Source organism: Aminobacter sp. LjRoot7 (assembly GCF_964252895.1).
Classification (GTDB): domain Bacteria; phylum Pseudomonadota; class Alphaproteobacteria; order Rhizobiales; family Rhizobiaceae; genus Aminobacter; species Aminobacter aminovorans_B.
Genome location: NZ_CAXUPX020000009.1, coordinates 262,844 through 281,950, shown reverse-complemented (window position 1 = coordinate 281,950; position 19,107 = coordinate 262,844). Strand labels below are relative to the sequence as shown.

Annotated in this window: 14 protein-coding genes and 1 pseudogene; 6 read left to right on the top strand and 9 right to left on the bottom strand. The window is 60.7% G+C overall.

Annotated elements, in window-relative coordinates; translation table 11 throughout:
• The 6 genes from ACSQ3E_RS23665 to ACSQ3E_RS23640 all read right to left on the bottom strand — a co-directional run.
• Positions 1-1,277, bottom strand: a 1,277-nt coding sequence (locus tag ACSQ3E_RS23665) for a hypothetical protein (RefSeq protein ID WP_436124525.1), incomplete at its 3' end; no start/stop codon positions are given.
• A 230-nt stretch (positions 1,278-1,507) separates the two neighbouring features.
• Positions 1,508-2,140, bottom strand: coding sequence for a ribbon-helix-helix domain-containing protein (locus ACSQ3E_RS23660; RefSeq protein WP_436124524.1), 633 nt, complete (start codon positions 2,138-2,140; stop codon positions 1,508-1,510).
• Positions 2,130-3,419 (bottom strand): HlyD family type I secretion periplasmic adaptor subunit, encoded by a 1,290-nt coding sequence (locus tag ACSQ3E_RS23655; protein WP_436124523.1) that lies wholly within the window; start codon positions 3,417-3,419, stop codon positions 2,130-2,132. Before ACSQ3E_RS23655 ends, ACSQ3E_RS23660 begins: the two co-directional genes overlap by 11 nt.
• 57 nt (positions 3,420-3,476) lie before the next feature.
• On the bottom strand, positions 3,477-5,612 hold the full coding sequence (locus tag ACSQ3E_RS23650; RefSeq protein ID WP_436124522.1) for a type I secretion system permease/ATPase: 2,136 nt from the start codon (positions 5,610-5,612) through the stop codon (positions 3,477-3,479).
• 27 nt (positions 5,613-5,639) lie between these two features.
• Complete coding sequence (locus tag ACSQ3E_RS23645) at positions 5,640-7,043, bottom strand: TolC family protein (RefSeq protein ID WP_436124529.1); 1,404 nt, start codon at positions 7,041-7,043, stop codon at positions 5,640-5,642.
• 361 nt (positions 7,044-7,404) lie between these two features.
• Positions 7,405-8,193, bottom strand: a complete 789-nt coding sequence (locus ACSQ3E_RS23640) for a transglutaminase-like cysteine peptidase (RefSeq protein WP_436124521.1) — start codon at positions 8,191-8,193, stop codon at positions 7,405-7,407.
• Between the two features lie 217 nt (positions 8,194-8,410).
• Here ACSQ3E_RS23640 and ACSQ3E_RS23635 point away from each other — a divergent pair, with 217 nt between their 5' ends.
• From ACSQ3E_RS23635 to ACSQ3E_RS23615, 5 genes and pseudogenes are all read left to right on the top strand, one after another.
• Positions 8,411-9,277, top strand: coding sequence for a thermonuclease family protein (locus ACSQ3E_RS23635; RefSeq protein WP_436124520.1), 867 nt, complete (start codon positions 8,411-8,413; stop codon positions 9,275-9,277).
• 155 nt (positions 9,278-9,432) lie between these two features.
• Positions 9,433-10,212 carry a GGDEF domain-containing protein gene (locus ACSQ3E_RS23630; RefSeq protein ID WP_436124519.1) on the top strand — a complete coding sequence of 260 codons (780 nt, stop codon included), beginning with the start codon at positions 9,433-9,435 and terminating at the stop codon, positions 10,210-10,212.
• A gap of 125 nt (positions 10,213-10,337) precedes the next feature.
• Positions 10,338-11,561 carry a TadE/TadG family type IV pilus assembly protein gene (locus ACSQ3E_RS23625; protein WP_436124518.1) on the top strand — a complete coding sequence of 408 codons (1,224 nt, stop codon included), beginning with the start codon at positions 10,338-10,340 and terminating at the stop codon, positions 11,559-11,561.
• A gap of 174 nt (positions 11,562-11,735) precedes the next feature.
• Positions 11,736-12,821, top strand: coding sequence for a hypothetical protein (locus ACSQ3E_RS23620; protein ID WP_436124517.1), 1,086 nt, complete (start codon positions 11,736-11,738; stop codon positions 12,819-12,821).
• Between the two features lie 156 nt (positions 12,822-12,977).
• A pseudogene (locus ACSQ3E_RS23615) lies at positions 12,978-13,319 on the top strand (hypothetical protein); the annotation flags it as partial.
• A gap of 86 nt (positions 13,320-13,405) precedes the next feature.
• On the opposite strand, the gene ACSQ3E_RS23610 reads toward ACSQ3E_RS23615, so the two are convergent.
• The 3 genes from ACSQ3E_RS23610 to ACSQ3E_RS23600 all read right to left on the bottom strand — a co-directional run bounded on the left by ACSQ3E_RS23610 (position 13,406) and on the right by ACSQ3E_RS23600 (position 15,743).
• Positions 13,406-14,164, bottom strand: coding sequence for a DUF2182 domain-containing protein (locus ACSQ3E_RS23610; protein ID WP_436124516.1), 759 nt, complete (start codon positions 14,162-14,164; stop codon positions 13,406-13,408).
• Between the two features lie 117 nt (positions 14,165-14,281).
• Positions 14,282-14,920 carry a DUF1326 domain-containing protein gene (locus ACSQ3E_RS23605; protein ID WP_436124515.1) on the bottom strand — a complete coding sequence of 213 codons (639 nt, stop codon included), beginning with the start codon at positions 14,918-14,920 and terminating at the stop codon, positions 14,282-14,284.
• Positions 14,921-15,170: 250 nt separating this feature from the next.
• Positions 15,171-15,743, bottom strand: coding sequence for a TetR/AcrR family transcriptional regulator (locus ACSQ3E_RS23600; RefSeq protein WP_436124514.1), 573 nt, complete (start codon positions 15,741-15,743; stop codon positions 15,171-15,173).
• Positions 15,744-15,958: 215 nt separating this feature from the next.
• On the opposite strand from ACSQ3E_RS23600, the gene ACSQ3E_RS23595 reads away from it, so the two are divergent.
• Entirely contained in the window at positions 15,959-19,099 is a 3,141-nt protein-coding gene (locus ACSQ3E_RS23595) for an efflux RND transporter permease subunit (protein ID WP_436124513.1), read from the top strand.
• The last annotated feature ends 8 nt before the right edge of the window (positions 19,100-19,107 follow it).

Sequence of the window (19,107 nt, the reverse complement as noted above, 5' to 3'; positions counted from 1 at the left end):
GCCAGACCAGTGTCGGGGATGCCGGTGAACGAAAACGAACCGACGGTTTGGCCTGCGCCGTCGGCGCCGTACACGCCTCCGACCGAAAACAGGGAGGCAAGGCCGCCAGCCAGGGCGGTGCTAGCCTGAGCCAAAGCGGGCGCAGCATCGTCGGTATTGGTGTTGCTTCCGTTCTCGACCTCGCCGGTGTTGTAGCGGTCGGGGCCAACGGTTTCGTCCAGTTCGATGCTGAGGCCGCCGGACGTTTCCGCGTTTGCCTGCACGCTTAACGTGGGGCCGTCATCCAGGACATCGATGTTGAGCGTGGCTGAAGCTGGATCACCGTCAGTGTCGGTAACCACGACGTTGAAGCTGTCGAAGATGCCTTCGGAGGTTCCAGTCGACGTTTTGTCGAGGTGATCCAGGGTGTTGTCGTTGAGAACGTAGGTCCAGCTGTATCCACCGAGCGGATCGCCGGTAACGGTCAGCGTGCCGTAAGTGCCGGCGACCTGGCCGCCATTTGTTACGTCGATGCCGTTGATGACCAAGGTGCCGATGTCATTACCGGACACAATGTTGAACGTGCCAGAGGCCTGCTCGGCGTCGCTTCCTGGGTTGGATCCGTCAGAGAGCGCCTCTTCATCGACAAAGAACCCGGTCCCGACGTCGATGGTCGGCTCGGTATCCCTTTCTTCAAGGCCGGCATACAGTTCGCGGTACTCGTATTGTGGGAACTGCAGTGCCGTTGGCGGCAGCAGGGCAGAAAGGTCGAAGCCATTGCCGATGCCGCCGGCCGGTAGTTCGAAATTGCCGCCAGAGCTGTTCGCCGAGCCAGGCCCAACCGAGATTGATCCATCGGGACCAAAAGCAACGTCGACGCCTCCGGCCTCAAGCGCTGCGATCAGAGCGACACGCGGGAGCTCGACGTCGCCGAGCATGAAGGTCGGTACGTTGGAGGCGGCATCCTTGACGACGATCTCGGTGCCGTCAGCTTGCTCGAGGATCAGGTTCTTACCGTCGACCTTGATGTTGTCGACAGAGATGTTGGCAGGAAGATGGACGACATTGGAGGCATCGGCTGCATACTCAGCAGGGGCCTGAGCGGGCGGTGCGGCATTGGGTTGAGCTGCCTGGATGGGCTGGCCCGAGCCCGCATCGACGGGAACTGGGTCTGTTTTTGCCGCCGGCTCGGAGGCCTGTGCGAGAAGCTGGGCCTCCGACAAAGGCGCCATCTCGGGCAGCGCGTCGCTGCCATTTGCGGATGCCGAAAGAGTCCCGAGTTCAACGGAGGTTGCCATAGCCCATCCCCTAATTTCTTGCTGGCCGTAGCAGAGCAGCGAGATTTGGGTGATTGCAACGGGGGCGTGCGCAAAGCTGCATATCCGCTTATGTAGGCGAACATGAAAACTTAACGGGTGGTTAATTTAGTGAGGTGAGATGCACGGGATCACCTTTTCGAGCAGACTTCGCCGATGCGCCGCGAGTATCGAACAAGGTGTCTTGTTGAACTAAGGAATCTTGGCCACAACTATCCGTTGACCACGAACGAAAGCAGAAGTTCGGGCGTTTTGATTGGCGCGCGGACGATGTTGAGTTGGCCGCGATAGCGCCGCTCAGCGGTGCCGATCACAAAACCGCTGGCAATGGGTATGCCGTAATTGGCATCAAGCCTGGTGAAGATGTCGGCGACGTTCAGGTCGAGGGAAAGCCTGAGGTCGCGACGTGCTTCTTCACTGGATCCGATCGGCAGGTGCCGCCTTACCAGGTTCTGGAAGGCCGGATTGAAGGTCAGGATCTTCTTTGTCGATGACAATGCAAAGGCCGGAGCAGGGCAGGCACCCAGAATTGCGTTGATAGTGCGCAGCGAGGCCAGCTTGCCCAGCGCGGCACTTTGGTCGGCCATCCAGCGCAGGCATGCGACGCGGATGGCCGAAGTCAGGTTGCCGGTCTCATTGTTTGAAAGTTCAATCTCGTCAACCAGTTCGCCGAGCGTAAGGCGCTTATCTTCGGCGAGCTGCTTCAGCGTTGCCCAAAACAGGCGCTCGAGCCTGATCCCGCGCCGAGTACCTTGCCGCACGACGACGCGAAAATCAGACGTCAGGTCGTCGGCTGAAAAGACGTTCATCCCAAGCTTGTCGGGCGACGCGCTGCTATCGTTCATGGAGCGCCTCGTCGCGCGCCTTGTTGATAGGTTTCAGCAGGTAGCTCAGAATGGTCTTGCGCCCGGTGATGATTTCCACCGTGCTGATCATGCCGGGAATGATGGAGTAGGACTTGCCATCCCGTTCCAGCGCCGAGCGGTCCGTTGAGACCCTGACCTGATAATACGGTTCGCCGGTGTTCTGATCGACGAGGCTGTCGGCGGTGATGTTCTGCACCTTGCCGTCGAGGCCGCCGAAGATAGAAAAATCGTAGGCCGAGACCTTGATCAACGCTTTCTGGCCGGGTCGAATGAAAGCGACGTCACGTGGTGAGACACGTGCTTCGACAAGCAAGGTCTCTGACGTTGGGACGATGCCAGCCACCACAGCACCAGGCTGGACGAAGGCGCCTAGCGTGTTGACGTCGAGCGTGTTGACGATGCCGTCGACGGGGGAGCGAATATCTGTGCGGGCGACCCGGTCGCTGGCACCGCGGATCGTCTCGTCGACCACCGACAGTTCGGCCAGCGCTTGGGTCAGCTCGTCCAGGGCTTCCTGCTGTAGTTGCAGGCCGAACTCGTCGACCTGGAGCTTTGCTTCGACAATCGCTGCGCCGGTTCTCTTGATCGTCTCGTCGGCGAGATTGAGCTGGCCTCTCATCTCTGTTTGTTCTCGGTCGACGCGGATCTGTTCGGTCTTGGCCATCAAGTTGCGTTTGACCATCGAAGTGACCAGTGCCGCTTCGCGGTCACTGACAGCCAGGCTTTCCGTCAATCTCTGGACATTGACCTTGGCCTCGTTGAGCTCCTTTTCGCGTTGGTCCAGTCGCGACTTCAAAACATTTAGCTTTGTCTCGAAGTTCTGGCGGCGTGCCACCAGCAGTTTCTGCTCGTTCTCGCAGATCTCTGGGGCGGCCTCGACGAGGCTTTCCGGGCAAGCAAGAGGTTCGCCGATCCGGCCGTCCTGCTCTTGCTTGAGCCGGGCAATGCGCGCATTGAGCGTCCGCGCCTTGGCCTGCTGTTCGCCTAGGCTCGAGGTGCTGACCGTATTGTCGAGCCGGATGATGAGGTCGTTCTTCCTGACCACCTGGCCAATCTTGACGGCGATCTCCTGCACCACGCCGGCCTCGCTCGCTTGCACGATCTGGGTCTTTGATGCGGGGATGACCTTGCCCTCGCCACGGGCGATCTCGTCGATCTCGGCAAACGACGCCCACACGACAAAGGCTACAAACAGGGCGACGATGATCAGCACCGCAGCCGATGCAAATAGTGGCGGTCTGTCTTCCCTGGCTATCATTGGCACCCCATTATATTGAACAAGGTCAATATAATCACCCCATCGACGGACAACGCCTCAACCGTTAGGCTTCTGCAGTGCCTGAATGACTTTTTCCTTAGGCCCATCTGCAACGATACGCCCCTGTTCCACCACGATAAGGCGGTCGACGATTTCCAGCATACTATAGCGGTGGGTCGATATGATCAGTGTGGTCTTGTCGTCGAAAGCGATCTTGAGCTGCTTGATGAGCTGCCGTTCGGAGGCCAGGTCCATCGACCCCGATGGTTCGTCAAGAAAGACGATCTTGGGTTTGGTCAGCAGGAGCCTGGCAATTGCCACGGCTTGTCTCTGACCGCCCGAAAGGTTGGTGCCCCGCTCGCCGACATTCATGTCGTAGCCGCGAGGGTGGCGCGAGACAAACTCGTCGACCCCGGCGGCCTTGGCGGCGAGGATGATCTCTTCGTCCGTCGCTTCCGGGCGCGCCATCAATAGGTTTTCCTTGATCGTGCCTGAAAACAGGTCGCCAGCTTGCGCGACGATGCCGACGGCGGCACGAACCTCGGAGGGGTGATATTGGCGCACGTCGATGCCGTCGAGCAGAAGCTCGCCGGTGGTCGGCAGAAAGAGCCGGCCGACTAGCCGGCCGAAGGTCGTCTTGCCGGAGCCGATGCGGCCGATAATGCCGATGCGCTCGCCCGGATTGATCGACAGGTTAACGCCCGTCAGCACCTCGGCCTCGGTGCCGGGATAAGTAAAGCCGACATTGCGCAGCGTCAGCGCGCCGACACGGATCGGACGATTGACGAACCCCACAGTGTCGGGTCGGTCCTCAGGCTGTTGCATGATGGAGTTCAACACACGGAGCGACAGCATGGCTTGGCGGAAACGCGAAATCGTCATCGCCAACTGCCCAAGTGGGGCTACAGCGCGACCTGACAGCATGACCGCGGCGATGATAGCGCCAGTCGAGATCGCACCGCTGTCGAAGGCATAAGCTCCTGCCACCACCAGCGCCACAGTCACCAATTGCTGGATGAATTGGGTCATGTTGGCCGCTGCGGCGGAAAGCTGCTTTATCTTTTCAGAGGTATTGGCCGCATTCTTGGAATGCTCGCGCCACTTCCGTAGCAGATAGGCCTCGGCGCGCAGCGACTTGATAGTCTCGACCGTCGAAATTGATTCAACCAGCAACGCCTGGCGTTGCGAAGCCTCGTTCATCGAAGCGGCAACACGCTTGCCGATGCGATGCTGGGCAACAAGGCCGATGATGATCGCGGCAATGAACGCAATGATCGGTACAATCACCAGCCAGCTCGCGACGGCATAGATCACCAGCAAGAAGATGAAGACGAAGGCAGTGTCAATGAAGATGCTGACAGTGTTGGAGGTGAAGAACTCTCGGACGAATTCGTACTGCGTGACGCGATTGGCATATTCACCCGTTGATGCTGGGCGAGCACTGAGCGACGTGTTGAGTACCTTTTCGAACAGCATATAGGAAATGCGCAGGTCGGCCTTACGGCCGGCATGGTCGATGAGTGCCGCCCGCGCGGTCTTCAGCAGAAGGTCGAACAGGATTGCCGTGGCCACGCCGATCGCAAGCACCCAAAGCGAAGAGATCGACTTGTTCGGCAGGATGCGGTCGTACACGTTCATCGTGAAGATGGGCGAGGCGATGGCCAGGAGATTGATGAAGATCGCCGCCAGTGCCACGCGTGAATAGGACCGCCAGAACGTCCCCAAAGTCCCAAACAGCCAATGCGGCCGCTCGATCCTGGCGGCTGTGCCGACACCCATGTCTTCGGCGGTATTGGCGTAGGTGATGGAGAAGCAGACGCCGCCTGATATCGGAACGGACGTCAGTTCGGCGCGCGATATCGATGTGCGGCCATCTTCCTGCGGTCCGGTCAGGAACGACGCGCCGTCGCCTTGCTCGGCCAGTATTGCGATCGGCAAGCGACTGGGGCGAAAGATGATGGCCGGCAAGTCAAAACGGCCACGCATGAAATCGCGATGCGCGAACTCGGTCGTTTCAAGACCGATCCGCTCTGCCAGGTGCCTGATTTCCTGCACCTCGATCCGGTCTTCCGAAATCGGGACGCCGGAGAACAGCACGGTTTCGGCACTCGGTCGGCCCAGGAAAGCAGCCACCGCCGAGAAGCAGGATTTGAATGCTTCGACCGGGGTCTGAATGTGCGCCTGCTGATTCATGACGGACGGGGTCTGCCGTCAGACGCCCTACTTCTTTCTGACCGGTGCCAAGAGATCAAAAGGCATGTCATTCGCCTGCTGCGACGGCGTCCGGGCATAAGTCTCGGTATCGGCAGTCGCCGGCACGTTGAACTCGGTCCGGGCATAGGCCTCAGCCTGCTTTGCCGGGGCAAGGTTCATCGTCTTGAGCAACTGACCGGTTGCTGCCAGCAGGCGGTATTCAGCAAAGAGCGATGCAAATGCGGCGGTGTTAGAAAGCGTCGCTGTGTTGAAGCGCGTGTTCTGCGCGTCGAGCACGTCGAGCAGCGAGCGCTGGCCAACCTTGAACTGTTCGCGATACGAGGTGACCAGCCGGTCGTTGGCGATGGATTGCTGGCGCAGCGTCTTGGCCAGATCGGCCTGACGGAAGCGGCGGTCCCATGAAATTCGCACGGCCTCCTCGATCTCGCGCTGCACCTGGTGCAGGGCGAGCCGCTGTTCGCTGACGCGCCTGATCTGTTCCTGCTCATTGGCCTTGTCGATGCCGCCGCGATAGAGGTTCCAGCGCAGAACCAGCCGAGCCTGCAGGTCGTTGGTCTCGTCCTCGGCGCCGTCAATGTCGTTGCCAATTCGGGCACGCCCTTCGGCGACAACCTCGGGACCGTATTTGGCGCGGGCTGCGTCGACGAGCGAAGCCGCCGCGTCGATATCGCTGGAGGCCATGTGGACGCGCGGGTTATTGCGGCGCGCAAGCCCGAGCGCATCATCGAGCGAGCGAGGCAGGGCCTTGGCAACCGAACCCGGCTTGGACGGGTTGGTCAGCGGCTTGCCGACTGTCTTGAAGAACCTGATCTTCGCCGCTTCCAGCTCTTCCGAGGCTTCTTGTACGCGTGCCTTGGCGGCATAGAGCCGCTCCTCGGCCTGCTGGCGGTCCGCATCGGTCAGTGCGCCGCCCTGGATGCCTTCGCGAATGTCGCCGAGGATCGACTGATGGAAGCCGAGGTTGCGCTTGGCGTCGCCGACGATCTGCGCCTGCAGAAGGTACTCAAGGTAATCCTGGACGACCGACAGTCCGATGAACTCGGAGCGTTCGAGAACGCGGAAGGACGCGCCATCGACGCGTGATGCCTGGCGGGTGAGTTCTGCGCGACGGGCGCCATTGTCGAAAAGCTTTTGGGTGACGACAACACCGGCTTCCGACGGGTAGAGCTCGTCGTCTTCGACTCCGCTCAGTCGCCGCGACGGGTTGTCGAGGCGGCGCACGCCGGTCGATGCCTCGACGTCGACGCTTGGAAGATAGAGCCCCTTTGCCTGCCTGAGCTCGAATTCGATCGCTTCGCGATTTTCGATCGCCTGGCCGATTTCCGGGTTGGATTCGACGGCGACTGCCATTGCTTCCTGCAGCGACAGCGCATTGGCGCCAGTGCCAGACAGCATGGTCGCAGCAAGCATGACGGTCAGCTGTGCCGCCAGTTGTCCAAGACGCTTCGGCATAAAGTATCTCCCACTCCCATCCCGGCGCCGAAGCGTTCAGGATCCCGATCGTACCCAACTAGACGTAATTATCCAGCAGTGAACTAAAATCGACAGCGTTTTGATTACTCTATCGAAGTTTTCACCGGTTTTGCGCCATTTGGCCCATGCGCTGATGCAAAAATGCTACATCTCGTGGCGCTAAAGTGGTGATGTCGGGGTAAACGCTGAAGTTGCGAACCCGTACACCGACCCCGATTGCCTAGCGTTCAGGCCACTGAAAATTGTCGGGCACAGGCCGCCAGTCGAATCGGGCGTTGATTTCCCACTCCGCGTCATTCTACTGCGCCAACGGGCCTTCGCCAGGCGCTATTGCAGCAAAATTGTTGCCTGCGGAAGCGATTTGGCCCGATCCAGGCCGGGCGCCATGGATCCAGGCGCGGTCGGTGCTGAACGAATAGAGTGGAACATAGCTTTTCAGCGCCTCGTCACGCAGGACCTGGTTGCTCAGATTGTCGAGGATGAAGGTTCCACTCTGGGTGGCAACCGATAGCACGGCATGGAAGACGCCACGGCTTGCATCCTGGAGCACCACGAGCGACATGCTCTGCGCCGGAACCCCTGCCTTGATCAGCGCCGACATCTTGAGAATGGCAAAATCTTCACAATCGCCGGCACCGCGCGACAGTATTTCAGCCGGCTTCGCCCAGTAATCGAGGTTGCCATAAACGCCCTGGTCCTTGCGATAGGCGATCATCGTGTTGACGGCGCGGTTCACGACGGCAAGCTTGTCGAGAAATTTCCTGTCGCGGCTATCCTCGGCAAGCCCGAACAGTGCGGCGCCATTTTTGCCGCATGAGGTTTCGTTGCAGCCGCTGATATCGCGATAGACCTTTGCCCACCGGCCTGCCACCGGGAAGTTGCGCATCGGAATTGCGACGGAACCGAAAACACCCGGGATGATGGCTGCTGTCTTCATCGGGTCTACTCCAGCGGGCGTCTCCACCGTATCCACTGCGGTGCGCGCAACGAGCCCGTAGCCGTCGAAGTCCGGTCCGAACTGGAATGGCTTGGCCGAAGCGACTGCCGGAGGCTCCGCCAGCATCAGGCCACCAAGAAGCGGTGGCATGCGCATCTCAATTGAGACGGGTGCTTCCGCATTGCGATCCTGACTTGCAGTCGCGCCGTGCATTGCGACGGCGAAGAATGCCGTAGCTGCAAAGCTCTTGGTCAGGTATCTTGCAAGAATGGCTGTCGTTGCTTTCATCGCGCTCACCTATTTTGATGAACGATAGCAACGGCGTATCAAATTATCGGAAAGGAACTGGGATAATTGTCCTATAATCTTGAAGAGATATTTTAGATCAAATTTTATCGAAGTTTTTCACTTGCTGCATTCGCGACTGGCGCTCTGCCGTGATCCATGGCCTTCTTGTTTCGAAACAGGAGTTCGGCAATTTGGTCAAAACGCCGCTCGTCTGGCGCGGGGTGTGGTGCGACGCATGAAGCCGACGCGTTCCGTGCTGACAAAGATCGGAGCTGCGGCAGCCATCTGCGTCGTTGCGTTCGTGGTCGCGTCGGTTCCCAACCTGCCACGGCAGCCTGTTTTCAGCGACGCCATGCTGGCTGAAGCTGAACCCCAACCAGTCCAGATTCTTGAAAGTGGATCGAGACAGTCAGCCGGCCCGACGGAGTCTGCCGCCTCGCGCGCGATCGCGCCCGATATTGTTGCGCCGCCTGAGATTTCAGGGTTTGGGCTGGAACGTATCGAGGCAAGGCCGCCGCTCGGCGAGCTCGGGCTTGCCGCACCTCCGAAACCGGTCAAGCCGGACGATTGGGAGGGCACCGTGCTGTATCGTCCTGTCGTGACCTCATCCGCTTCGTTCGAAGCGATGGGCTATACCATCCTCGTCGCCGGCACTGTGCCGATCAGGGCGGATCAGTCCTGCGAGTTCGAGGGTGTGGCATGGCGCTGTGGCGAACGTGCCCGACTCGCCTTCCGTTACTGGTTGCGTGGCCGTGCGCCGCTCTGTCAGGTGTTTCCGCCAGCCGAAAGACTGCCGGTTGCGGCCGCCTGCCGGCTTGGCAAGCAGGATGTCGGTGCCTGGCTGGTTGCCAATGGTTGGGCCTATGCGCGTCCAGGCGGCGGGTATGAGAAAGCCGAGGCCGTGGCGCGCAAGGCAAAAATGGGTGTGTTCGGGCCGCCTGATTGACGGGCTGGCAGGCCATTCAAACTGACGATCGAGGCTGCTATCATACGGAATGCGGTGACTTTCGTCTGATTTCGTCAAACTGTTCGAAATCGCACAAGGAATGTTTCATTCTCCACAGGTAGATCGATTCGACCATGGGAGCGGAGGGATCTGGCGTGGACAACACTGGTTCAGGAAATACGGTTGGCAGCTCGGCGCCGGTGGTGCGTTATGCCGGGCTTGGAACGGCTGCTTGCGTCGCAGTCGCGGCGGGGGCTGCCGCACTCCTCTTTCAGGGGCAGGCTGACAGCATATTCTGGCGCGGCGTGATCGGTGCCGGTGTCGTTGCTGGCCTCGTCGCAGCACCGCTTCTTACGATCATTGCCAACGAACGACGCAAGTTCGGCGCATTGAAATCCGAAGTCAGCCGCCTGTCATCAGTCGACGCGTTGACCTCGTGCCTGAATGGCAGCGTGTTCGCGAGCCTGATCGACGCCTTCCGCAACTCGCCCTCCAGCCGGCAGGGTGCCTTGCTGGTTGTCGATATTGACGACTTCAGGGCGATCAATGCCAGGTTCGGCCATGCCTGGGGTGACGAAGTGCTCAAGATCGTTGCCGGCGCCATCAAGTCGTCCGTGCGTGGCGGCGATCTTGTCGGCCGCATCGGCGGCGAGGAGTTCGGCGTCTTCCTGCCCGGCGCTAGCAAAGAGAATGCCGAGCGTGTCGCCGAGCGTATCCGCGGCTCGATCTCCGATACCGTGCTCGAACCGGGTGGCCGCAACTGCCCGCTGACGGTCAGCGTAGGAGCCGTCCTGTTCGACGATCAGTTCGAGTTCGACGAGATGTTCCGCAAGGCCGACGGTCGTCTTACGGAAGCCAAAGCCCGCGGCCGCAACCGCGTCGAATTTACCGATATGTCCGACGACAGTGACCACAAGCCCAACCTTAACGCCTGAGTGGGGCATCGCCTGCCAAGGGTGCCGATTGTTCAACATGTAGTCGGCATTTTAACGGTTCCGGCAACAAATCCTGAAATGTCAGTGTGTCCTAATATACCTGCAACTTCTGGCGGGGTCAGGCCATGCGGAATTTTTTCCGGTCGGAGCACGGCAATTTCGCGGTCATTACAGCCATTGCCATGGTGCCGATCATGACCGGCGTAGCCGGCGTGGTCGACTTCGTCAGCATAAACAATAAGGCGGACAAACTGCAGAACTCATTGGATGTCTCTGCGCTCGCGATTGCAACCAAATACTACTCAGGCATGTCTGGCGACGACCTGACAAGCCTCGGCCGAGACTTCTTCGATTCAAATCTCGCTCGGGCCCGCAATGACGCCAGCGAGCTCGTCTACAACGATCAGGTCACCGATTTCGATGCGTCTGCGACAACCTCGGGCGATATCAGCAACATTGAGGTCACCTCGACGATCGAGCAGCCGGGTATGGTCGGGAACATCGAATGGCGGACCGCCAGGCGCGCTGTTGTCGAGGTGGCGCCGGGACAGCCGGCTTGTGTGCTGGCACTTGATCCGACCGCATCGGCCGCAGTCAAGCTTCAGGGCTCGACCCAGGTGGTGCTTGACGGTTGCGTTATCGCCTCGAACTCCAGTGCCAGCGACTCGGTATCGAGAGGCGGATCGGCGCAGGTAGCAGCCGAGTGCGTGACCACCGTCGGTGGTACAAATGGGCTCACCGGCTACAACACCGACCTCGAATGTGGCATTCCGCGCGAGAACCAGTACGCGTCGCTCGACCCGCTCGCGAACGTCGTTCCGCCGTCTTATACGGCCTGCAAGTCAGTGCCTGGCGGCAAAACCAAGACTCTCTCGCCTGGTACATTCTGCAATAAGACAATCTCAGGCGATGTCACACTCGATCCGGGAATCTACATTCTAAGGGGCGGGCAGATAAAGCTCGGCGGCAACGGTTCGCTCACCGGCAGTGGCGTGACGATTTTCCTGATGGAAGGCGCGGAATTCACCTCGAACGCCAACGAGATCATCAATCTGTCGCCGCCATCTCGAGGATCCTACGCAGGCATCACCATCTACCAGGAGCGGACCAACGCCAATGCCGTGGTGATCAATGGTGGATCGGGTTCGAATGTGACCGGGTTCATCTACGCACCGGGCGCGCATGTCTTTTATGCCGGCAATTCCGACATGTCGGGCTCGGGCCAGTGTATTCGTATTGTCGGCAACACCGTTGAGATGACCGGCAATTCATCGGTCACGTCGAGCTGCGAAGCCGAGCTCGGTGGCAAGAAGATGTATGCAGGCCGCATCATCAGGCTGGTGCGCTGATGGCGCGCCACCGGACATTTCACGCTGCAACACTAGTTGGCTGGCACGCATATCTCGGAATTCTAATGTGGCGTCGGGCTTGATTCGAATTCAGCACCGAGAGAGGGAGAAAATCCGGTGACCAATAGCAGGAAGCTTCTTGTCAGCGCGGCATCCGCGCTCGCCATCAGCGCATTGCCAATCAAGCTCGACATCGGGTCAGTCGGCGGTATTGCCCAGACTTCAGCTTTCGCCAAGAGCGAGAATGGCGGTGGCAACGGTGGTGGTGGCGGCAATGGTGGTGGCGGCGATCGGGGTAATAGTGCTGGCAAGAGCAACGGCTCGTCCAACGGCAAGTCTGCTTCGGCCGCCGGCAAGACCAAATCGAGCGGGGGTGTCCAGACGGCCTCTGTTGGCGGGTTGATGAAGTCGATCTTCGGCGGCGGACAGACGAAGAAGTCGGCGGTTGCGAGCAACAAGCACACGGCGCCGAAAACCGCCAAGGCCAAGCAGAATCCCAAGGCCCTGATGGCTAACGTTCTGCCGGCCTCCGTGGAGGTGCCAGGGGCAAAGCCTGTCAAGGAAAAGAACCTCAATGCGCGTCTGGCGGGTCTCAACTCGCTCAATCGCAACTATCATGCCTATCTGAACTCGCAGTCCCCGCGCATGGCGCTCGTTAGGGAGTATGTGCTGAATTCGGCCAAGGCCGAGCTGGCGGTCGAAGCTGCGGCCGCGGCAGCCGAAAAGGCAGCCCAGTTACAGACTGCATTGGACGCGGCTGCGGCCGCCATCGTGCCTTTTGATGGCAGCGCGCCGATCGCAGACCCGACAGCAGACGCACTTCAGTCACGCCTCGACGCACTGAATGCCCTGGAGCCACCGGTCGATCCGGTCGAGCTGGCTGCATTTGAGGCCGAGAAGGAAGCGCTCTCTGATGCACTTGCGGCTGCGGATGATTTGGCCAAGGCAGAACAGGAACTCGAAGACGCCCAGACGGCGGCCGAGGCGGCGGCTGAAGGCACCAGCGAAGATGACCTCAAGGAGGCGCTGCTTGCAGCTGCCAATCCCAATCGCGTCGCTCAGTATGGCGACGACTATTTGAATGACGAGGTTATGGATTGGGCCAAGGATGTGCTTGGCGTAGGTGACGCCTACGGTAAAATCGACGAGATAAAGGCCACCCTGCCGACAGAGACGGCGGAAGTAGCGCCGGTGCTCGAACCAGAGCCTGAGGTTGTGATCGAGCCGATCCCCGCGCCCCTCGTGGTGCCTGTCAACTAAAGAGCGCTTTCGTCAAGTCAAAAATCCTAGCCGCAGCCGGCATGGCGGCGGTTAGGATGCACCATGGGCGTCATGCAATTACAGCCATCAACCTTCCTTGACCGTAGAGCTTCTACTCGACGTTCTGACTGCTCCGATCACATCTCATCTCGAGTTGCCTGCCAGGCAGACGACGTGCCCGCGCTGCGCTCGCTCGCGTGGTCCGGGATAGGTCATGCCATGCGGCCCTATCAGATCGTGCTCACCGCGATTGCACGTCATCCCGCCTGGGCCGACCGATTGTGCGAGCAGTTCGTCCAGGAGTTTTCGCCGGTGCAGCGGGTCAACTTTCTCTACCACCGGGCCAATCGACACATACGCGATGGCGAGTTGGCGACCGCGCGGGACATGCTTGTCGAGGCTATGGCCCTCCAGCCGAGCAATGCCGGGCCAGCCCGGCGCCTGCAGGAACTCGACGCGCGCATCATCCGCACGGGCGAGGCAGCGGCAACTTTGTGAGACTTTGACTGCGGAAGTTAGGCCCTCGTTCGTGGTGCCGCTCCATAATGCCCAGGTTCACCCGAAAAGCCTGCACCGAGATCCACCTAGTCGCTCACCCATGGCATCTCAATCGCCCCGAGCGATACAAAGATCCCGAGACCCACTAGCGCTATGCCCAAAGCGCCTTCGAAGCGGCGGCCACGAGGTAGCAGCTTCTCGACGAACACCACCAGCGTCAGAAGCAGCATCCAGGCGACACTCATGACGCCGGCCGCAACCAGCACGGCAAACAGCGCCCAGCAACACCCAAAGCAATAGACGCCATGGCGTAGTCCCATCTCAAGCGCGCCAACCCGGCCGTCGCGCCAGTACTGCGCGACGAACGCGAGCGGCGAACGGCAATGGCTCAGGCAAATATGCTTGAGGGATGTGAACTGGTAGAGCCCGGCGACGCCAAGCGTGGCACCGAGAGCGAGCGGCGCCCATCTCGACCGCTGAGGTGGATCGAGGCTCGTCGCCAACTCGCTGCCGAACTGGACTGAAACATACACGAGAAGGCCAGCCGCCGCCCACACGAGCATGTAGCCCGCGACGAAGATCCATGTCGGGATGGCCACATGCCGTTCGCGTTTCGCCTGTGCCGTCGCGAACATGAAGATCATGGGCGCGGTTGCCGGCAGCATCATAGCTGCCATCATCAGAGTCCACACCGCGAGAAAGGTGGTGGCGCTGGCAACTGACCAGCTGTCGGCGGCGATGCCGGCCATAGCCATGCCGGCCATCCCCTCCATACCCGCCGTCCCGCCGCGCACGGCGATGCCCACGGGCAAGTGCATGGTGACGGTCTGGTAGAAGGTGAGCACCCATGCCGTCGCTGTCAGTACAGCGAGCGATGCAAGGAGACCCAGCGGCACGCCACGGAGATTGCCAGTGAAACGCAACCATTTCCTGGGGAACGCGTGAGGCAATGGCTCGCTGCCCTAGTTGGGGCCGGTCCAGTCGAACGGAATGTGTTTGCTCGAGCGAGCGGTGCCCGTCCAGTCGAGCCCGAAGCCTTTGGTACTCACTTCTACGGACCGCCCCCAGGTGGCAACCTGACCCGGGCCAACCTCCGAACCCGGCGGGTTGATCGTCTGCACCCGCTTGCCGGGCGGAGTGGTCGGACCAGTAAGCGCTTCTGCGCGCCCGACGACGCGGCCGGGAATTTCGACCCGCCAGGTGGCGAGGTCGCCCGCGACCTCAAAACTGATCGGCACGAACTCGATGCCACGCATCTCGCCGATGTTGGCCGCAAACCCGGCCGGCCACCCGCCGGCCTGGCCACCGAAGATCGCCTGCAGGGCTTCGCGTTGCTGCTCGTTCGCCTTCTCGTCGATGTACATGCCCATCACGGCCTTTGCCTCGCCGGCCCAGAGATTACCTTCGAACTCGCCGAGTGCGACGAGCGTCAGGCCGTCTAGCTTCACGCCGCCGTATTGACCTTCACGCACATGCCAGGCGAGCACGCCCTGGCAGTGATTACCCGTTGGCCGCTGTGCGAACTCGCAAGGGCAGGGGATGTCGCAGCTGCAGATGTCGAACCAGTCGCCTGCGAGGCTCCATTGAGGCACTGCATTCATAGCTGTCCCTCCGGAAAATTCAGGGTCATATTATACGTCGATGCCGGGTCGCAATCCAGCAGTTCGTGCGTCGTTCGCTGATAGACTGGTCGCCCGACCGCAAGTCACCGTTTGTGCCCAGCGACAGGCTCGACAGGATCAAACGACCATATGCTCGCTTTTCGGCTAGAGCACGCGGGGAAGACGTTTGATGCGAGGTTCTCGTTACCAAGCGGCCGACTGGCGGCTCCCGGATACTGCTGCTGCCATGCTAGGTCAAAAAATCGCCGACGATCATGTCCGCAACCTTGACGAAGCGCGTTGCGGCGCCGCCTGGCCCGGCGCTGCGCCAGTTCGTCCGCGCGCCCTCGACCAGAAGCGTCAACGCATCGACCAGCAGTTCGGCGTCGGCGGCCCCGGCAGCACTGCAGAGCTCGATCAATCGCACCCGGTAAAGGCTGCGAAGGTCCTCGACGAACTGCCGCGCGGGATGGTCGATCTCGACCAGTTGGGCTGCGGCATCCAGAAGCTCGCAATTGCAATGTTCGACGGTGACGAATTCACCGGCGCGGCGGACCCAGTCGCTCAGTTGCTCCTTGGGATTAGCAGGATTGGCGGCCTTGATACCCTCCCAGAAGGCTTCAGCTTCGGCAGCAGCCTCCTGCAGGCAGACAAACACCAGATCGTCCTTCGAGCCGAAGTGGCGGTAGAGCGTCATCTTGTTGCTGTCTGCGGCCTCGGCGATTGCATCGACACCAATGCCCTTGATGCCATGCTTTCTGAAAAGGTCGCGCGCAGCATCGATGATCCGTTCCCGTGGTGGACATCTGACAGCAGCTGTCATCAACGTTTCCTCGCTTCCAATCTTGTCGCTGGAACGCCCTTGACAATGTTACCGATCCGTAACATTTATCCTGTTACTAGATAGTAACATCCACCTTCGCAAGTCAATATCGGGTTGTTCAAGAGCAGCGCACGGTTCCGTGTGCTGCAACGGTTTTTCGTTGCCGTCCCCAAGGCAGCCATCGACCATCACGAGCCGCCTCGGAGAGAGCCATCATGGTCAACTTCTTCATTCTGCGGCCGATCTTCGCTTCGGCGATCGCGATCATCATGGTGCTGGCAGGCGCCATCTCCTACTTTCTTCTGCCCGTCGCGCAGTTTCCCGACATCACCCCGCCCCAGATCGTGGTCGCCGCCAACTATCCCGGCGCCAGCGCGCAGGTCGTGGCCGATACGGTGACGACGCCGCTGGAGCAACAGCTGAACGGCGTGCCCGGGATGCTCTACATGTCGTCGACGAGCTCGAACGACGGCTCGGCGCGCGTCATCATCTCGTTCCAGGTCGGCTATGACGTCGACATCGCCGCCATGGATGTCCAGAACCGCGTCTCGCAGGCAGCCCCCTCCCTGCCCGCCCTGGTCAACCAGGCAGGCGTCACCGTCATCAAGCAGAACCCGAACTTCAACGTGCTGGTCAATCTCAGCTCGCCTGACAAGTCGGTCGATTTCACCACGCTGTCGAACTACGCCTACCTGCAGATTCTCGACCCGATCAAGCGACTGCCCGGCGTCGGCGACGTCCAGTTCTTCGGCGAGCGCCGCTATTCCATGCGCGTCTGGCTCGACCCGGACAAGATGGCGAGCCTCGGCGTCACTGCCGTCGATGTCCAGAACGTCATCCAGGAGCAGAACATCCAGGTCGCGGCTGGCAAGATCGGCCAGTCGCCTGCTCCATCTGGAACGCCGTTCGAGATGCAGGTGAGTGCCGTCGGTCGCCTGAGCGACCCCAAGCAGTTCGGCGAGATCATCCTTCGCGTCGATCCTGAAACCCACGCCGCAATCCATCTGCGCGACGTGGCGCGTATCGAACTCGGCGCCCTGTCCTACTCCTCGTCCTTCAGCCTCGACGGCGAGGACAGCGTCGTGCTCGCAGTGCTTCAGGCCCCGGGCTCCAACGCGCTCGACCTGCAGAGCAACGTCAAGGCCAAGATGGACGAGCTGTCGCAGCGCTTCCCCTCCGGCATGTCCTACAACATGTTCTACGACACGACGCGTTTCGTTTCCGCTGCAATGGACGACGTCGTCAAGACGCTCGTCGAAGCGCTCTTGCTCGTCGTCTTTGTCGTCTTCATTTTCCTGCAGAGCTGGCGCGCCACCATCATCCCGATCATCGCGATACCGGTGTCGTTGATCGCCACTTTGACGGTGATGTATCTACTCGGCTTCTCGCTCAACATGCTGTCGCTGCTCGGCATGGTGCTGGCCATCGGCCTGGTCGTCGACGACGCGATCGTTGTCGTCGAGAACGTCGAACGCCAGCTCGAAGACGGCCATCCGCCTCTGGAGGCGACAAAAATCGCGATGAAGGAAGTCACCGGCCCGATCATCGCGACGACAGGCGTGTTGCTCGCCGTCTTCGTCCCCGTCGCTTTCATACCTGGTGTCGCCGGCCAGCTCTACAACCAGTTCGCGCTGACGGTTGCGATCTCCTTCGCCATCTCGGCCTTCAACTCGCTGACGCTCAGCCCGGCTTTGAGCGCCGTGTTCCTGCGCCATCGCGGCGCGCCGAAATTCATCCTGTTCGGCTGGTTCAATGCTGGCTTCCACTGGATGTCAAACGCCTATGCCGGCAGCATTCGCAGCTTCGTCCGCTGGCGCTGGGCGTTCATCGGGTTGTTCGGGCTCGCCTTGTACGCAACCTACGCCTTGTCCCAGCGCATTCCCTCCACCTTCCTGCCGGTCGAAGACCAGGGCTACTTCTTCGTCGTCCTGCAATTGCCCGATGGTGCGTCGGTGGAACGCACGGCAGCGGTGGCGAAGAAGTCGGAGGAAATTCTCCGCGAGCTGCCCGGCGTCGAATCCGTCGGCTCCGTCGTCGGCTTCTCCTTCCTCACCTTCGCCAACCAGTCCAATGCGGGCGTCCAGTTCGCGGTGCTCAAGCCCTGGGACGAGCGCGGCGCCGGCGAAAGTGCTACCGAGCTCAAGAACATCGCCCAGGGCAAGCTGATCCAGATTCCGGAAGCGCTGGTTCTCGCCTTTGACCCGCCCTCCATTCAGGGTCTCGGCGCGACGGGCGGCTTCGAGTTTCAGGTCGAGGACCTGACCGGCCGCGGTGCCGCGGCACTCGACGAGGCGACGCAGGCACTGCTCACTGAGGCCCGCAAGCAGCCGGAGTTGAACCCGTTCACGCTGTTCACGACCTTCAGCACCTCGACCCCGCAATATTCCTACGACCTCGATCGCAATAAGGCGAAGCTGCTCGGCCTGAACCTGCCTGACATCTTCTCGACGCTGCAGATCTATCTCGGCTCGCTCTATGTCAACGACTTCAACCTGTTCGGCCGCACCTTCCGCGTCACCCTTCAGGCCGAACAGCAGGCGCGCGCCCAGGCCACCGACATTTCACGGCTCTATGTCCGCAGCAATACAGGCGACATGGTGCCGCTCAGCACGCTGGGCGCGCTGAAGGCAGTTTCGGGACCGGAAACAGTCACCCACTACAACAATTACCCGTCCGCACTCATCAACGGCGCCGCAGCCGAAGGCTTCAGTTCGAGCCAAGCCGTCGCCGCCATGGAGCGTGTCGCGGCGACGGCGTTGCCACGGGACTTCTCCTTCGAATGGACCGGCATCACCTATCAGGAGATCCGGGCCGGCTCGATCGCAACCCTTGTCTTCGGCCTGGCGATCGTCTTCTGCTTCCTGGTTCTGGCCATGCAGTACGAAAGCTGGTCGATGCCCTTCGTCGTGCTGCTTGCCGTTCCACTTGCCCTGCTCGGCGCATTGCTGGCGATCTGGGTGCGGGGTCTGCAGATCGACGTCTACTCGCAGATCGGTTTCGTCATGCTGATCGGCCTCGCCGCTAAAAATGCGATCCTGATCGTCGAGTTTGCCAAGCGTAGGCGCGAAGAAGGCGTAGAGATCGTCGCTGCGGCCGTCGAAGCCGCGCGCCTTAGGCTGCGCCCGATCCTGATGACGGCCTTCGCCTTCATCCTCGGCGTCGTGCCGCTGATGATGGCAACCGGCGCCGGAGCAGCAAGCAGGCAGTCGATCGGCACCACCGTCTTCGGCGGCATGTTGATCGCGACTGTGCTGACCCTCGCCTTCGTTCCGATCTTCTACGTCGTCCTCGAAACCTGGCGTGAACGTTTCGCGCGCCGCTCGCAGCCCACCCAGCTGTTCGAGCCGGCCGAATAATCAGGAGT

Bases quoted from the DNA above. Each gene is read 5' to 3' on its own strand.
- ACSQ3E_RS23660 (WP_436124524.1), bottom strand. From the start codon at position 2,140: ATGAACGATAGCAGCGCGTCGCCCGACAAGCTTGGGATGAACGTCTTT.
- ACSQ3E_RS23655 (WP_436124523.1), bottom strand. From the start codon at position 3,419: ATGATAGCCAGGGAAGACAGACCGCCACTATTTGCATCGGCTGCGGTG.
- ACSQ3E_RS23650 (WP_436124522.1), bottom strand. From the start codon at position 5,612: ATGAATCAGCAGGCGCACATTCAGACCCCGGTCGAAGCATTCAAATCC.
- ACSQ3E_RS23645 (WP_436124529.1), bottom strand. From the start codon at position 7,043: ATGCTTGCTGCGACCATGCTGTCTGGCACTGGCGCCAATGCGCTGTCG.
- ACSQ3E_RS23640 (WP_436124521.1), bottom strand. From the start codon at position 8,193: ATGCCACCGCTTCTTGGTGGCCTGATGCTGGCGGAGCCTCCGGCAGTC.
- ACSQ3E_RS23625 (WP_436124518.1), top strand. From the start codon at position 10,338: ATGCGGAATTTTTTCCGGTCGGAGCACGGCAATTTCGCGGTCATTACA.
- ACSQ3E_RS23605 (WP_436124515.1), bottom strand. From the start codon at position 14,920: ATGAATGCAGTGCCTCAATGGAGCCTCGCAGGCGACTGGTTCGACATC.
- ACSQ3E_RS23600 (WP_436124514.1), bottom strand. From the start codon at position 15,743: ATGACAGCTGCTGTCAGATGTCCACCACGGGAACGGATCATCGATGCT.
- ACSQ3E_RS23595 (WP_436124513.1), top strand. From the start codon at position 15,959: ATGGTCAACTTCTTCATTCTGCGGCCGATCTTCGCTTCGGCGATCGCG.